This window comes from Pseudoalteromonas sp. SS15 (assembly GCF_049257195.1).
Classification (GTDB): Bacteria; Pseudomonadota; Gammaproteobacteria; order Enterobacterales; family Alteromonadaceae; genus Pseudoalteromonas.
The window spans coordinates 634,069-648,978 of record NZ_JBMMUD010000001.1 but is presented as its reverse complement, the minus strand read 5'-3'; the positions used below and the strand labels follow the sequence as shown (position 1 = coordinate 648,978).

The window sequence follows — 14,910 nt, the reverse complement described above, 5'->3', positions numbered from 1 at the left end:
CTTTTTGTCTACGGTTTTAAAACCGTGGGTGTAGGGTTGTCACTCTGTTCAGGATAGTCGAGTGTGTAGTGCAAGCCACGACTCTCTTTACGTTCTAAGGCACTACGAATAATTAACTCAGCAACTTGTACTAGGTTTCTGAGTTCTAATAAGTTATTACTAACCCTGAAGTTGGCATAATATTCTTGGATCTCTTGTTGTAACAGCTCAACTCGTCGTAATGCTCGTTCTAAGCGTTTTGTTGAACGAACTATGCCGACATAATCCCACATAAATAATCTTAGCTCATGCCAGTTATGGGTGATCACGACTTCTTCGTCTGAATTGCCTACTTGGCTTTCATCCCACTGATTGATTGGATCAGGCGCCTGTGAGTTTTCAAGTTTAGACAAAATATCCTTGGCTGCTGCATGTGCGAAAACAATGCACTCGAGTAATGAGTTACTCGCCATACGGTTCGCGCCGTGCAGACCTGTATAAGCGACTTCTCCAATCGCATAGAGATTTTGTAAGTCGGTTTGACCATTAAAGTCTGTCATGACACCGCCACAGGTATAATGTGCTGCTGGTACGACAGGTATTGGCTCTTTTGTAATATCCAACCCTACACTCAAACACTTTGCGTAAATGGTGGGAAAGTGCTCAATGATAAAGTCTTTGTCTTTGTGTGAGATGTCTAGATAAACACAGTTTGCGCCTAAGCGCTTCATTTCGAAATCTATCGCTCTGGCAACAATATCACGCGGTGCGAGTTCTTCACGCTCGTCAAAGTCAGGCATAAATCGTGTGCCATCAGGGCGCTTTAAGTGAGCACCTTCACCGCGCATCGCTTCTGTTATCAAAAAGTTTTGCAATTCGGGGTGATAGAGGCTAGTTGGATGGAATTGATTAAATTCCATATTCGCAACACGACAACCTGCGCGCCACGCCATTGCAATGCCGTCACCGCTAGACACATCAGGGTTAGAAGTATAAAGATAGACTTTACTCGCGCCACCGGTGGCAAGGGCAACAAACTTGGCAGAAATCGTTTCTACTTTGTCGGCAAGACGATTATAAACATAGACACCTTTTACAGGTTGAATGGAACATTTAGTATCTTTTACCAAATCTATGGCATTGTAGTTTTCAAGCAGCTTAATATTGTTGTGAGATTGTACTTGGCTAACCAATGTGGTTTGAACGGCCTTACCTGTTGCATCCGCAGCATGCAGGATACGTCTGTGGCTATGTCCACCTTCACGCGTTAAGTGATAGCGCTCTTTACCTTTGCTATCAAACTCCATGTCGAAAGGAACACCTTGTTCAATTAACCATTTTAAACAAGCTTTTGCATTACTTGCCGTGTAGTGCACAGCATCCCTGTCACATAAACCGCCGCCGGCTGCTAACGTGTCTTCAACGTGCGATTCAATACTGTCATTTTTTTTATCAAAAACAGCTGCTATGCCACCTTGAGCATAAAGTGTAGACCCTTCTTTTAAAGACCCTTTACTGATCACCGTAACGCTACAGTGTTCAGCAAGTGAAAGTGCAAGGCTCAATCCGGCAGCACCACTACCAATGACAACCACGTCAGTTTCATGGTTATTGATTTGTTTCATATTCGAATCTTCGTTTTTCTATGTGATGTACATTAACAAGTGTACTATGATCGTAAAAGTACGAACGTTAAGCCAAAATAGACTTTCAAAAAGAGGTTATTTTAGGCGTTTGAACGATATTTTAAAAAAAATTTCAAAAAAACAGAACTTTTTATTTATTAGTGTGTCTCAATTGCTGTGAAAGATGGCAACTCACATTTAGTTACAATTATAAAAAAGAGGAGTACCGGCTCGAATGAGCGAGCAGGAATTGGATTTAGCATTGGTCAAGCGGGTACAGCAAGGAGATAAAAACGCCTTCAACCTCTTAGTTGCCAAATATCAAAACAGAATCGCAGGTCTTATCTCTCGATATGTATCAAATCAAAGCGATATAGCTGACGTAGCACAAGAAGCGTTTATAAAAGCGTATCGTGCTCTGCCTAATTTCAGAGGTGAGAGTGCATTTTATACTTGGCTATACCGTATTGCGGTTAACTGTTCTAAAAATTATTTGGTGGCTCAAGGTCGTAAACCGCCAGCCAACGATATTGATGCTGAAGAAGCTGAACTCTACGATAACGCAGATTCGCTTCGTTCGAATGCATCGCCCGAGAATTTATTGCTGAGTGATGAAGTTAAAGCGGTTATTTATAAAACCATAGATGGCTTGCCTGATGACTTAAAAACAGCCATTACCCTTCGAGAAATAGAGGGTATGAGCTATGAAGAAATTGCAGTGATTATGGACTGTCCGGTTGGCACAGTCAGATCGCGAATTTTCAGAGCGCGAGAAGCAATTGATAATAATTTAAACCCAATGATTAGTGAGTCGTAAATATGGCCCAAGCTAATAAAGCTGAGAATGAACAAGTAAGCACTTCAGAGATCTTTGACGGTGAGCGCATCCTAGATGATGCAAGTTTAAGTCAATTAGACTCTGAAAAGTTTTCGCGTTATGCCATGATAGGTGATGCATTGAGAGCTAAAAGCGATAATGCAATAACAATTGACATTACTGCAAGCGTTGCAGCAGCATTGGCAGATGAACCTTGCCACAATGTAAAAGGCATTGAAGAGGTCGCTCATCAGCCAGAGCAAACTAATGTTGTCAGTATCAGTAGCTGGAAAAAGCCGTTTTCTCAAATCGCGATAGCGGCGAGCGTTGCATTAGTTGCGGTATTAGGTGTAAACACCATGCAGCAGACACCAGTTGTTGGTGATGATTTACCTGTACTGCAGTCCATTCCTGTGGCAGGTGGTGTTGCGCCAGTGAGTTTCTCCTCCGAGGGCTCAGCATTACAAAGCGCCCAGCAAGGGGTGAGAGAGCTTCAGCAGCAACGCATTGGCGCACTTGTACTTGAACATCAACGTCAATCTAGAATGGCCCATGCTTTACACCAGGCAAAAACTGAGAAAGTAGAAGAGAGTAAAGAATCTAATTAATGAAGCCGTTTATTTTTCTTATTAGTTTATGTTTTTCCATGGTAGTTCAGGCTTCTGAACTACTTTCCGCAAAACAGTTACTACAAAATATGGCAACTGCTGTGCATCAAAGAAATTTTGATGCTTCTTTTGTAGTGATGAAAGAAAAGGGCATGGAGCCATACCGTTGGTTACATGCACAACATCAAAATCAAGAGTTAGAGCTGTTAAGTTTACTTAATGGTGCAGGCCTTGAAATTGTCCGTGTTGATGACAAGGTCACTTACTTTGAGCCACAGTCGACACCTTATTCAATTAAAACTGACACAATTGCTGGTCCAATCCCTGAAGTACTTTTTAAAGACATAGTGGTATTAGAACAAGATTATGATTTTGTTCTTGGCGGAAAAGGGCGGATCGCAGGACGTCCTGCTCAGCTCGTTCGTTTAGAATCAAAAGACAGTGGTAAATACAATTACTGGTTGTGGATTGATACTGAATCATCACTGTTATTAAAAGCGGCTTATGTGAATCAAGCCGGTGAATTGCTCGAACAACTTCAGCTTACACACATTAGTGTTACGTCTGAGCCTGCACAACAGCTTGTCGAGCTCTTAAACAGAGAGTTTCCTGAACCAACTCTAGTTAGTGAAAATGTGATAAGCCCACAATCTCAGTCTAATTGGCAGATCGATTGGTTACCACAAGGGTTTACCTTGTTAAAAGCCGATAGACATAAATTAGATTTAAATAATGAACTTGCAGATTATTATTTATTTTCAGACGGGTTAGTTGAATTTTCAGTGTTTGTGCAAAGACCGCTGGCTGGTAAAAGACCGAGTGGCGCGTTATCATCAGGCGCAACAACTGTTTATGTTCACAACTCAGGTGCTTTTGATGTATCTGTGGTAGGTAAAATTCCTCCGCAAACAGCGAAGAGCATTGCTGAGTCTGTAAAACGAGCTCTATGATAGAACAAACCTTGAGTGTCGCGAAAATTCGCGGCACGACTGCTTATCTCCAAGCCGAACCAAAACCAGCCTGTGAAGGGTGTAATGGTAAATGTGGCTCACAAATATTTAGCCGCCTTTTTGGTACACATAAGAAACTCTTTCCCATTGACCTAAGTGAGTCTGTTGAAGTAGGTCAAAAAATAAAACTGTCCCTTGATGACAGTCAGCTAGTAAATCATGGCGCTTGGGTCTATATGGCCCCATTAATGGGCGCATTTATAATGATGTTTATTGGCGCGTTGTTGTTAAATTTATCTGAACCATTACAGATTTTGTTTGCGTTAATGGGTGGCGTGTTGGGGTTTTTAGTCGCTCGTTATAGAGTTAGTCGCATTAAACACCAAGTAAAAGTGGTAAAAATTTACCCAATTAGTTTCTCTGTGAAGCAAATAGATGGTGATTAGCGCAAATAAAATGTAAAATCCCACCCTAATATCTAATTTAATGACTTAAGAAGTTTAGAATCCAGAAATATGAAGCATATCCGTAACTTTTCTATTATCGCCCATATCGACCATGGCAAATCAACTTTGTCTGACCGCTTAATCCAAGTCTGTGGTGGTTTAACAGATCGTGAAATGCAGCAGCAAGTTCTGGATTCGATGGACATCGAACGTGAGCGTGGTATCACAATCAAAGCACAGAGTGTAACGTTAAACTACACGGCTGATGATGGTGAAACTTACCAACTTAACTTCATTGATACGCCAGGACACGTTGACTTCACCTATGAAGTATCACGTTCACTTGCGGCGTGTGAAGGTGCACTATTAGTTGTAGATGCGGGTCAAGGTGTAGAAGCACAAACTCTTGCAAACTGCTACACCGCGATTGAAATGGACTTAGAAGTTATTCCAATTTTAAACAAAATTGACTTGCCTCAGGCCGATCCACTTCGCGTAGCTGAAGAAATTGAAGAAATCGTGGGTATTGACGCGCTAGAAGCCGTTCAATGTTCAGCAAAAACAGGTATTGGTATTAAAGACGTACTAGAAAATATTGTACGTGATGTACCACCGCCAGTAGGCAACCCTGAAGCACCTCTTCAGGCGCTAATTATCGATTCTTGGTTTGACCCATACCAAGGCGTTGTATCACTGGTACGTATTAAACATGGTGAATTACGTAAAGGTGATAAAATCAAGATTATGTCAACAGATCAAACACATATTGCTGATCATGTTGGTATTTTCACGCCTAAGCAGACAAACACGGGAGTGTTGAAAACCGGTGAAGTAGGCTTTGTGATTGCGGGTATTAAAGATATCCATGGTGCACCTGTAGGTGACACAATCACCCTGACACAAAATGCAGCGCCTGAACGCTTACCTGGTTTCCAACGCGTTAAGCCACAGGTTTACGCGGGTATGTTCCCGATTGCTTCAGACGAATATGACGCTTTCCGTGATGCGCTTAACAAGCTAAGCCTAAATGATGCGTCATTATTCTTCGAGCCTGAAAACTCAACAGCACTTGGTTTTGGTTTCCGTGTTGGCTTCTTAGGTATGCTACACATGGAAATTATTCAAGAGCGTCTTGAGCGTGAATATAACATGGACCTTATCACTACTGCACCAACGGTAGTGTATGAGGTGGAAACAAAAGATGGCGTTATTCAAATCGATAACCCGTCAGAGTTACCTCCAGTTAATGACATCATCGAAATTCGTGAGCCGATTGTGGAAGCGAATATCCTTGTTCCTCAAGAATACCTTGGTAATGTAATTACATTGTGTATTGAGAAGCGTGGTGTTCAAACTAAGATGGCTTACCACGGTAACCAAGTTGCTGTGACTTACGAGCTACCGATGGCGGAAGTTGTGATGGACTTCTTTGATAAGCTCAAGTCAACGAGCCGTGGTTTTGCGTCACTAGATTATAACTTTAAGCGCTTCCAAGCTTCTGATATGGTTAGGGTTGATATTCTAATTAACGGCGATCGTGTTGATGCACTGGCGATTATCGCGCACCGTGAAGGCTCTCAACAGCGTGGCCGTCAGTTGGCTGATGCGTTGAAAGAGCTAATTCCTCGTCAAATGTTCGATATTGCGATCCAAGCAGCTATCGGTACGCATGTTATTGCGCGTACAACAGTTAAGCAGTTACGTAAGAACGTAATCGCGAAATGTTACGGTGGTGACGTGAGTCGTAAGAAAAAGCTACTTCAAAAACAAAAAGAAGGTAAGAAGCGAATGAAGCAATTGGGTAACGTTGAAGTTCCTCAAGATGCATTCTTAGCAATCCTTAAAGTAGGTAAATAACAGGACTTATTAATGGCAGGCTATTTTTCTGTATTCTTGGTGCTTTTGACTCTTGGGTCAGGCTTGATTTGGTTGATTGACCATTACATGTTCGCACCAAAGCGAAAAGAACGAATTGCGTTGGCACAAGGCGCCACGCAAACTCCTCTTGATGATGATGTGATTGCGCAGATTGCCCCTGAGCCTGCCATTGTAGAGGGTGCAAAATCAATTTTTCCGATGATTGCTGCGATCACCATCTTCCGTTCGTTTATTTTTGAACCATTTCAAATACCATCAGGCTCTATGATGCCAACGCTATTAGATGGTGATTTTATTTTGGTTCAAAAATATGCGTATGGCATTAAAGATCCGGTTTGGCGTTCACAGATGATTGAAGTCGGTGAACCTGAGCGCGGTGATATTACGGTATTTAAATTCCCACTGGATGAGCGAATTGACTTTATTAAACGCGTCATTGGCTTACCGGGAGACAGTATTGTTTATCGTAACCGCCAACTTTTTATCAAGCCTAATTGTGAAGCAGGTAAAGAGCGCACTGACAACCTAGTGTGTGGTGAATACAATAAAATAGGCCTTGATATTGTTAACCGTGATGAATTTATGCAAGGACCAATGCCTTTGGTAAGATTGACTGAAGACTTACCAGGTGCACAACATGACATTCTAATAAATCCACAAGCTTTAGAATCTACTGATCGCTATTACCAGCAAGCTGGTACTCGTAAAGATGAGTGGGTAGTGCCTAAAGACAGTTATTTTGTAATGGGTGATAACCGTAATAACAGTCAAGATGGTCGTATGTGGGGGTTTGTTCCTAAAGAAAATTTAGTGGGCAAAGCGGTATTTATTTGGATGAGTTTTGATTTTGATAATGGCCCAGATAGCCTGTTACCAGGGTGGGTTCCAACCGGTGTTCGTTTTGAACGCCTAGGTAATATTCAATAAAATGAAAAGAAGTGTAGCAGAATTATATAAAAAAATAGGCTATGAATTTAGTGACGAGTCATTGCTTGAACAAGCTATGACTCACCGTAGTCACAAAGGCCAACATAATGAACGTTTGGAGTTTTTGGGCGATTCTATCTTGAGCTACGTGATCGCCGATGCGTTATACAAAAAGTTTCCTAAAGCACGTGAAGGCGATTTAAGTCGCATGCGTTCGACGCTTGTACGCGGTCAAACTTTAGCTGAATTTGGTGTTGAGTTTAATTTAGGTGATTACCTTCGTTTAGGGCCAGGCGAACTAAAAAGCGGTGGTTTTAGACGCGAATCGACACTTGCTGACGCTGTTGAGGCGATTATTGGCGCAGTTTTCTTAGATTCAGATATCGATTCTTGTACTAAGCTTATTTTGACATGGTATGAATCTCGTTTAGCGGCAATTTCTCCGGGTCACAACCAAAAAGATCCGAAAACATTACTGCAAGAGTTTCTACAGGCTCGAAAACTGCCTTTACCAAATTACACAGTGATCGACACAAAAGGTCAGGCACATAACCAGACATTCACGGTTGAATGTGAAGTGGAAGGGATGGAAAGCATTATTTCTGTGGGCAGTTCACGTCGCAAGGCGGAACAAAAAGCAGCAGAGCAAGCATTGAAGATTTTAAAGAATGACGCCTAATACGCACTGCGGCATGATCGCAATCGTTGGTCGCCCTAATGTGGGTAAATCAACGTTACTAAACAAAATTGTTGAACAAAAAGTCAGTATCACCTCGCGTAAACCGCAAACTACCCGTCACCGTATTATGGGTATTCATACTGAAGACAACTATCAAGCCGTTTATGTCGACACGCCGGGTCTTCATATTGAAGAAAAACGTGCGATTAACCGTTTAATGAACCGTGCAGCATCAAGCTCAATTGGTGATGTTGAACTGATCATCTTTGTGGTCGAAGGCACGCTCTGGACGAAAGACGATGAAATGGTACTAAAAAAAGTCCAAGACAGTGGTCGTCCAGTGCTTATCGTTATGAACAAAACGGATAACGTAAAAGACAAAGAAGCCGTACTTCCGCATATGCAGTGGCTGAGTGAGCAGGGCAACTTTGTTGGCATCGTACCAATTTCTGCTAAGAACGGTAAAAATATCGATTTAGTGAAAGATGAGGTTCGCAAACGTCTTCCTGCATGTGAGTTTTACTTTCCTGAAGATTACGTTACCGATCGCTCAATGCGATTCTTAGCGGCCGAAATCATTCGTGAAAAGCTCATGCGTTTCATGGGTGACGAACTCCCTTACTCTGTGACCGTAGAAATCGAACAGTTTAAATGGCAAGACAATGGCGTTTGGCAGATCAATGGTTTGATCTTAGTTGAACGTCAATCACAAAAGCGTATGGTAATCGGTAATAAAGGCGAAAAGCTTAAAGTTATCGGTCGTGAAGCCCGTAAAGACCTTGAAGATATGCTTGATAACAAAGTATTTCTTGAACTTTGGGTCAAAGTGAAGTCTGGCTGGGCTGACGATGAGCGTGCACTTCGCTCTCTAGGCTACGGAGAAGACTGATTGCATAACGACTTTCGACAAGCTTACTTACTGCATAGACGTCCTTACAGTGACTCTCAGGCCATGCTAAGTATGCTTGTTGAAGGTGTCGGGCACCTAACCATGTTGGCTAGACTAAAAGGCAAACAGTCAGTTAAACACAGTGCCCAACTTCAACCATTCACCCCAATTTTGTGCCGTTATGCTGGCAACTACGACCTTAAATATTTAAACCAATTCGAATTAGTACAAAACCCACTTCCTTTAAAAGGTAAGCCGCTATATTGTGCTTTTTATTTGAATGAGCTCAGTTATAGAGTGATCCCAGCCAGTGAGCCACAAGAATATATTTACGAGCTATATCAAAAACACCTAAAACAACTAGTAGACTGTAATGACTTTGAACCCGTATTACGTTCTTATGAGTATCAGTTACTTGAAGCTTTGGGGTTTGGGGTTGAGTTTGACATGGATGCAGATGGTGATGAGATAAAAGATAAATATTATTACCAATATATTCCAGAATTAGGCTTCGTTGTTACCGACAACCCGCAAATGGGGTTTAATGGTAAAGTACTTAATCGCATGGCAAGTGGGGAGTTTGCAGATCCTGAGGTGCGCAAACCTGCAAAGTATTTAAGTCGGTATTTATTAAAACCACTTTTAGGAAACAAGGCTTTAAAGAGCCGAGAATTATTTTTATCAAGGTAAGGCAATGAAAGATATTTTATTAGGCGTTAACGTCGACCATATTGCAACGCTTAGACAAGCTCGTGGTACTAGTTATCCAGACCCAGCGCATGCGGCAGCGGTTGCTGAGCATGCCGGTGCTGATGGTATTACCATACATTTACGTGAAGACAGACGTCATATTCAAGACCGAGATGTCTATGTAATGGCCAAAACCATTCAAACTCGTATGAATCTTGAAATCGCGCTGACTGAAGAAATGATCAATATTGCGCTTGAAGTGAAGCCTGCATATGTGTGCCTAGTACCTGAAAAGCGTGAAGAATTAACCACTGAAGGTGGCCTTGATGTTATTTCACATCAAGCAGCAATCACTGACGCAGTAAGCAAACTAGAAGCTGCGGGTATTAAAGTATCGTTATTCATTGATGCTGATAAAGCACAAATTGATGCTGCAAAAGCAACTGGAGCACCTTATATCGAGATCCACACAGGTGCTTATGCCGATGCCGAAACAGATAAAGAAATGACACAAGAACTCGAGCGCATTCGTGAAGGCGTGAAATATGCGCACGGTCTAGGGATCATAGTGAATGCAGGTCACGGTCTGCATTACCACAATGTAAAGCCGATTGCTGAAATGCCTGAAATCTATGAGCTGAACATTGGCCACGCCATCATTGCACGCGCAGCGATTGACGGCCTTGAAAAAGCCGTACGTGACATGAAACGTATCATGTTAGAAGCAAGACAAGCTTAATAAGTTTACATGTACTCTAAAAGGCCGCCCATGCGGCCTTTTCTATATGTGTTTCATTTATAAGAGGTCAATATGCGTTGGCAAACAGAGTTTTTAGAGAAGCATACTCTTTTAAAAAGTTACCCAGAAAATGTGCAGTGTGTGATCGACTGGTTAGAGCCAGTATTATCACATCAAAAGAGCCCATTTTGTTTAGCCATCAATGGTGCTCAGGGCAGTGGTAAATCAACATTATCAGCTTATATAAAGAGTTACTTGGAGAGCCAATGTTTTGTTACTGAGATTGTTTCTTTAGATGACTTTTATTTATCAAAAGCACAAAGAGCAGAGCGAGCTATTCACTACCATCCGCTTTTTACAGTGCGAGGCGTGCCAGGTACGCACGATATTACTTTTGCTATTGAGCAAGTAAAACGATTTAAAAATAGTGAGGATTTTATCTTACCTCGTTTTAATAAGGCGACCGATGAGCCATATAGCAGTGCTAAGTGGTTAACAAGCATAAATAAGCCCAAGGTACTTATTTTTGAAGGTTGGTGCTTAGGGCTACTGCCTCAAAGTCGTGACCACTTAAAGATGCCGGTGAATGATCTTGAAGCAACGCAAGACTCAAATGGGGTATACCGTGATCGAGTAAATCAATTCTTATCGGATGATTATCAAGCCCTGTTTGCACTTTTCGATAAATTAGTCTTTTTAAATGCGCAAAGCTTCGAGCGTGTTTACAGTTGGCGTTTACAGCAAGAACACCAGTTAATAAAACGAGTAGGGACTGGCATGAGTGATGAAGAAGTTACAGCATTTATTCAATATTTTGAGCGATTAACGCGTTGGGGTATTGAAAGCTTGAGTGCACGTAGCGACTTGCACATCAAGCTTGATGAAAACCGACAATTTAGTGTGGCTACTTAAACTTAGTTTAAATTAACTCACTTCATTCAATAGTGGTTTGTTTTGACTAAAGTCACTCAAGTTACCAATTGTCACATCAGCAATTTGCTCAAGTGCTTCTTCTGTGAAGAACCCCTGGTGACCTGTAATAAGTACATTAGGAAAGCTCACTAAGCGAGCGAATAAGTCATCTTGCAAAATTTCTTCACTGCGATTTTTGAAGAACAGCTCTGACTCTTGTTCATAGACATCTAGTCCCAAGTAACCTAATTTTCTTGATTTAAGTGCTTGAATACAGGCTTGAGTATCTATGAGCGCACCGCGGCTAGTATTAATGAGCATGACTCCGTCTTGCATTTTATTAAACGCAGTTTCATCAATGATATGATGAGTGGCTTCATTTAAAGGGCAATGCAGAGAAATGATGTCACTTTGGGCCATTAACATATCTAGGCTAACTTGAGTATAAGAGCCTTCGCCAACATTGGGATCAAACACTAAAACCTCTGCACCAAAGCCATTGAGAATTCGGATCAGGGCTTGGCCAATCTTCCCAGCACCAACAATACCGATCGTTTTTTTATGCAGATTAAAACCGAGTAAGCCATTTAGGTCGAAGTTATCTTCTCTTACTCGGTTATAAGCTTTATGGGTTTTACGACTAAGCGTCAACATTAAGGCAACACAGTGCTCTGCAACGGCTTCAGGGCTGTAGGCTGGTACGCGAACTACGGTGATCCCGAGTTTTTTAGCGCATGCTATATCGACATTATTAAAGCCTGCGCATCTTAATGCGATACAGCGTATGCCCTGCTCAGCTAATAATTCTAATACAGGGCTTGATAAGTCATCGTTTACAAAGGCGCAGACAGCTTGAAAGCCCGAACATAGTGGTGCAGTTTGCACATTTAATGCTTCGCTAAAATGCGAGACGCTAATATTACTGGTGTTTGATAATGCGTGTTCGAAATAGGGTTGTTCATACCTTTGCGAGCTGAACAAGGCGACTTTCATCATAAAGCTGACTCTCAATAGCGGTTTTTAGTGATTCTGGTTTAGTTCTAGGCGCATAACGTGCGACGAGTTCACCTTTTGAGTTTACTAAAAACTTAGTGAAATTCCATTTAATTGCCCGATTTTGCACTATGCCTCGTGTATGCGTTTTCAAATAGTTAAAAATAGGGTGTGCATCAGGGCCAAGCACATGATGTTTTTGTGAAATATAAAAACTGGCAGTGAAGTACTTGTTATAAGAGTCGAGTAAAGGCTCACCAGATAAAGGCTCGCTATGACCAAATTGATCACAGGGTACCGCTAATATTTCAAAACCATCTTTTTTGTATTCTTTGTAGAGAGATTCTAATCCGGCAACTTGGTTTGCAAAGCTGCATTTACTGGCAATGTTCACAATGAGCAAGGTTTTACCTTCAAAAGTACTCATTGGAAGTTTTTTGCCATTAAGTAAATCAATACTGTATCTATAAATGTTATCCATAATTAATACATCCAAAGCGAGTAGATTGCTTTTTATTTTTAATCCGCATGTGTCTATTTCATTTGCCATACCCAAGCGTCTTGGGTATAAAAGCTCCAATCTTCATACCCTAACAAACAAATAGGACAATTTTATGTCAATGAATGTGGCTTTTATTGGTTTAGGTGTCATGGGCTTTCCAATGGCTGGGCATTTACAGAAAGCGGGTTACCAAGTAACCGTGTTTAATCGCACCACAGCCAAAGCTGAAGCTTGGGCTAAAGAGCATGGCGGTGATTTTGCAATTTCGCCAAAATTGGCAGTAGAGCAGGCTGAAATTGTATTTATGTGCGTTGGTAATGACGATGACTTACGCTCGGTTGTGTATGGTGAAGATGGCGTGCTTGCAGGTATGAAGTCAGGTGCTATCTTAGTTGACCATACAACCACATCGGCAAAAGTTGCGAAAGAAGTAGCTGAAAAGGCGGCAGAGCAATCAATCGCATTTCTTGATGCGCCCGTATCAGGTGGTCAGGCCGGTGCTGAAAATGGCGTACTGACCGTAATGGTCGGTGGTGAACAATCAGTATTTGATAAAGTGCAACCTGTTATGGCTACGTTTAGTCGTTTTAGCCAGTTATTAGGGCCTGTTGGTGCAGGTCAAACTTGTAAAATGGTTAATCAAATTTGTATTGCAGGTGTAGTACAAGGTTTAGCAGAGGGACTTCATTTTGCTAAGCAAGCAGGCCTTGATGGTGAAAAAGTCATTGAGACAATTTCAAAAGGCGCTGCTGGTTCATGGCAAATGGAAAACCGTTATAAAACCATGTTAGCGGGTGAATATGAATTCGGCTTTGCGGTAGATTGGATGCGTAAAGATTTGGGCATTGCGCTTGATGAAGCGCGAAACAACGGCGCAAGTATTCCACTGACCGCAATGGTTGACCAATATTATGCTGACGTTCAAGCGCTAGGTGGTGGGCGTTTTGACACTTCAAGTTTATTAGCACGATTAGATGCGATTCACGATAATACCAATCCTCAATAATACCCAATCATTTCGAGGGACTAAAACTGACGCTAGCTTCGTTGAAAATTTCTTATTTAGAACAACTAAACAGCAAAATTTTCGCCTTGCTATCGACGAGTTTTCCTTGCCTCAAAATAGATTACTTAATTAAGAGGATTGGTATAAAAAGTAACGTACGCTAGGCGTAAAACAAAAAAGGTATGCGTTTAGCATACCTTTTTGCTTTTAGAAAAATACGATTATGCGTTTTCTTTTAGGAAGTTAATTACTACTTCGTGATGGTCTTTAGTCTTGAATTTATCAAATACATGTTTGATTTTGCCATCTTGAGACACTAAGAAACTAATTCTGTGAATACCATCGTATTCTTTACCCATAAACTTCTTCAAACCCCACACACCGAACGCATCTGCAATGGCATGATCTTCGTCAGATAATAGGTCAAAGTTTAACTCTTTCTTAGTTTCGAAGTTCTTTAAACGCTTGATTGGATCTGGGCTAATACCAACCGCAACAGTATTTAGCTCAGCAAGTTGTGCTTTTTCGTTACGTAGGTTTTCAGCTTGAACCGTACAACCAGGTGTTGACGCTTTAGGATAGAAGTAAACTAAAACTTGGTTTGATTCTAATAAGGTTTTTAGCTCGACTGTTTCGTCATTTTGGTTTTGTAACGAGAATAAAGGTGCGTTGTCACCTGCTTTTAATGTGTTCATATATATCCTTAGCGAATACGTCTTAAAATGTAATCTACATTGAGTGTACTTGAAAGTGCTTCGAATTGTACTTTGAAATCGTCAAGATCGATCTGTGCAGGTAAATTTAATTCTAACTCGCAGCGCATATGTAATTCATTGTCTTGTTCATACGTGTCAGATTTTAACGATGCAATACTGACATTATGCTCTGCGATAAAACGTGTCACTTTGCTGAGAGTGCCTGGCGCGTCTATGCCAGTGTATTCTAAATTATAAGCGCCAATATAATCGTCTTCGGTATGAGAACTGGTACGTTTCATCATGGTAAGCAAACCGAGCTCCATGCCTTTAACAGGTAGGGTGTGCTCAACACGGCTGATGGCGGCCATATCGCCACTAAGAAGCATTATGAAGGTAAACTCTCGCCCTAGAATGGCGATACGACTATCAATGATATTGCAATGGCAGTCGCTGACGAGTTGAGTGAGTTCACTAACGATACCTGAGCGATCTTCGCCTATTGCAGTTAGTACTAATTGTTGGTTTGTAAATGCGGTCATTAAGTCGCCAAATTAATTTATTTGTTTCGTATG

The 14,910-nt window shown here is 41.4% G+C and carries 17 protein-coding genes; 12 read left to right on the top strand and 5 right to left on the bottom strand.

Going from position 1 to position 14,910, the window contains the following annotated elements; translation table 11 throughout:
* Positions 1-8 precede the first annotated feature (8 nt).
* A complete protein-coding gene (nadB, locus tag AAEU28_RS02820) occupies positions 9-1,604 on the bottom strand; it encodes an L-aspartate oxidase (RefSeq protein WP_421962859.1) in 1,596 nt (531 codons plus the stop codon).
* A 235-nt stretch (positions 1,605-1,839) separates the two neighbouring features.
* On the opposite strand from nadB, the gene rpoE reads away from it, so the two are divergent.
* The 11 genes from rpoE (at position 1,840) to AAEU28_RS02765 (ending at position 11,139) form a co-directional block, all read left to right on the top strand.
* On the top strand, positions 1,840-2,421 hold the full coding sequence (rpoE, locus tag AAEU28_RS02815; RefSeq protein ID WP_058030117.1) for an RNA polymerase sigma factor RpoE: 582 nt from the start codon (positions 1,840-1,842) through the stop codon (positions 2,419-2,421).
* A 2-nt stretch (positions 2,422-2,423) separates the two neighbouring features.
* Entirely contained in the window at positions 2,424-3,029 is a 606-nt protein-coding gene (locus AAEU28_RS02810) for a sigma-E factor negative regulatory protein (protein WP_421962858.1), read from the top strand.
* Positions 3,029-3,979, top strand: coding sequence for a MucB/RseB C-terminal domain-containing protein (locus tag AAEU28_RS02805; protein ID WP_421962857.1), 951 nt, complete (start codon positions 3,029-3,031; stop codon positions 3,977-3,979). The genes AAEU28_RS02810 and AAEU28_RS02805 overlap by 1 nt, the downstream gene beginning before the upstream one ends.
* Positions 3,976-4,425, top strand: a complete 450-nt coding sequence (locus AAEU28_RS02800) for a SoxR reducing system RseC family protein (RefSeq protein WP_421962856.1) — start codon at positions 3,976-3,978, stop codon at positions 4,423-4,425. The genes AAEU28_RS02805 and AAEU28_RS02800 overlap by 4 nt, the downstream gene beginning before the upstream one ends.
* 69 nt (positions 4,426-4,494) lie before the next feature.
* Entirely contained in the window at positions 4,495-6,282 is a 1,788-nt protein-coding gene (gene lepA, locus AAEU28_RS02795; RefSeq protein ID WP_421962855.1) for a translation elongation factor 4, read from the top strand.
* A gap of 12 nt (positions 6,283-6,294) precedes the next feature.
* A complete protein-coding gene (lepB, locus tag AAEU28_RS02790; RefSeq protein WP_421962854.1) occupies positions 6,295-7,230 on the top strand; it encodes a signal peptidase I in 936 nt (311 codons plus the stop codon).
* Between the two features lies 1 nt (position 7,231).
* Entirely contained in the window at positions 7,232-7,909 is a 678-nt protein-coding gene (gene rnc, locus AAEU28_RS02785; protein ID WP_138482104.1) for a ribonuclease III, read from the top strand.
* Positions 7,899-8,798 carry a GTPase Era gene (gene era / locus AAEU28_RS02780; RefSeq protein WP_138562540.1) on the top strand — a complete coding sequence of 300 codons (900 nt, stop codon included), beginning with the start codon at positions 7,899-7,901 and terminating at the stop codon, positions 8,796-8,798. Before rnc ends, era begins: the two co-directional genes overlap by 11 nt.
* Positions 8,799-9,488, top strand: a complete 690-nt coding sequence (gene recO / locus AAEU28_RS02775) for a DNA repair protein RecO (RefSeq protein WP_349286159.1) — start codon at positions 8,799-8,801, stop codon at positions 9,486-9,488.
* 4 nt (positions 9,489-9,492) lie between these two features.
* Positions 9,493-10,227: a pyridoxine 5'-phosphate synthase gene (pdxJ, locus tag AAEU28_RS02770; protein WP_138482097.1), complete on the top strand. Its 735-nt coding sequence runs from the start codon at positions 9,493-9,495 to the stop codon at positions 10,225-10,227.
* Between the two features lie 72 nt (positions 10,228-10,299).
* Complete coding sequence (locus AAEU28_RS02765) at positions 10,300-11,139, top strand: kinase (RefSeq protein ID WP_421962853.1); 840 nt, start codon at positions 10,300-10,302, stop codon at positions 11,137-11,139.
* 12 nt (positions 11,140-11,151) lie between these two features.
* Here the strand turns inward: AAEU28_RS02765 and AAEU28_RS02760 are convergent, their stop codons facing one another.
* Positions 11,152-12,132, bottom strand: a complete 981-nt coding sequence (locus AAEU28_RS02760; protein ID WP_421963090.1) for a 2-hydroxyacid dehydrogenase — start codon at positions 12,130-12,132, stop codon at positions 11,152-11,154.
* The gene (locus AAEU28_RS02755; RefSeq protein WP_404390166.1) at positions 12,098-12,682 is read right to left on the bottom strand and encodes a glutathione peroxidase; all 585 of its coding nucleotides are present in this window, start codon (positions 12,680-12,682) and stop codon (positions 12,098-12,100) included. The genes AAEU28_RS02760 and AAEU28_RS02755 overlap by 35 nt, the downstream gene beginning before the upstream one ends.
* 64 nt (positions 12,683-12,746) lie before the next feature.
* Between AAEU28_RS02755 and AAEU28_RS02750 the strand changes: the two genes are divergently transcribed.
* A complete protein-coding gene (locus AAEU28_RS02750; RefSeq protein WP_421962852.1) occupies positions 12,747-13,640 on the top strand; it encodes an NAD(P)-dependent oxidoreductase in 894 nt (297 codons plus the stop codon).
* A 221-nt stretch (positions 13,641-13,861) separates the two neighbouring features.
* Here AAEU28_RS02750 and bcp read toward each other — a convergent pair whose 3' ends face one another.
* Complete coding sequence (gene bcp / locus AAEU28_RS02745; RefSeq protein WP_058030105.1) at positions 13,862-14,335, bottom strand: thioredoxin-dependent thiol peroxidase; 474 nt, start codon at positions 14,333-14,335, stop codon at positions 13,862-13,864.
* Between the two features lie 8 nt (positions 14,336-14,343).
* Entirely contained in the window at positions 14,344-14,877 is a 534-nt protein-coding gene (locus AAEU28_RS02740) for a glycine cleavage system protein R (RefSeq protein ID WP_138482089.1), read from the bottom strand.
* Between the last annotated feature and the right edge of the window lie 33 nt (positions 14,878-14,910).

Bases quoted from the DNA above. Each gene is read 5' to 3' on its own strand.
- nadB (WP_421962859.1), bottom strand. From the start codon at position 1,604: ATGAAACAAATCAATAACCATGAAACTGACGTGGTTGTCATTGGTAGT.
- rpoE (WP_058030117.1), top strand. From the start codon at position 1,840: ATGAGCGAGCAGGAATTGGATTTAGCATTGGTCAAGCGGGTACAGCAA.
- AAEU28_RS02810 (WP_421962858.1), top strand. From the start codon at position 2,424: ATGGCCCAAGCTAATAAAGCTGAGAATGAACAAGTAAGCACTTCAGAG.
- AAEU28_RS02805 (WP_421962857.1), top strand. From the start codon at position 3,029: ATGAAGCCGTTTATTTTTCTTATTAGTTTATGTTTTTCCATGGTAGTT.
- AAEU28_RS02800 (WP_421962856.1), top strand. From the start codon at position 3,976: ATGATAGAACAAACCTTGAGTGTCGCGAAAATTCGCGGCACGACTGCT.
- lepA (WP_421962855.1), top strand. From the start codon at position 4,495: ATGAAGCATATCCGTAACTTTTCTATTATCGCCCATATCGACCATGGC.
- lepB (WP_421962854.1), top strand. From the start codon at position 6,295: ATGGCAGGCTATTTTTCTGTATTCTTGGTGCTTTTGACTCTTGGGTCA.
- rnc (WP_138482104.1), top strand. From the start codon at position 7,232: ATGAAAAGAAGTGTAGCAGAATTATATAAAAAAATAGGCTATGAATTT.
- era (WP_138562540.1), top strand. From the start codon at position 7,899: ATGACGCCTAATACGCACTGCGGCATGATCGCAATCGTTGGTCGCCCT.
- pdxJ (WP_138482097.1), top strand. From the start codon at position 9,493: ATGAAAGATATTTTATTAGGCGTTAACGTCGACCATATTGCAACGCTT.
- AAEU28_RS02765 (WP_421962853.1), top strand. From the start codon at position 10,300: ATGCGTTGGCAAACAGAGTTTTTAGAGAAGCATACTCTTTTAAAAAGT.
- AAEU28_RS02760 (WP_421963090.1), bottom strand. From the start codon at position 12,132: ATGAAAGTCGCCTTGTTCAGCTCGCAAAGGTATGAACAACCCTATTTC.
- AAEU28_RS02755 (WP_404390166.1), bottom strand. From the start codon at position 12,682: ATGGCAAATGAAATAGACACATGCGGATTAAAAATAAAAAGCAATCTA.
- AAEU28_RS02750 (WP_421962852.1), top strand. From the start codon at position 12,747: ATGTCAATGAATGTGGCTTTTATTGGTTTAGGTGTCATGGGCTTTCCA.
- bcp (WP_058030105.1), bottom strand. From the start codon at position 14,335: ATGAACACATTAAAAGCAGGTGACAACGCACCTTTATTCTCGTTACAA.
- AAEU28_RS02740 (WP_138482089.1), bottom strand. From the start codon at position 14,877: ATGACCGCATTTACAAACCAACAATTAGTACTAACTGCAATAGGCGAA.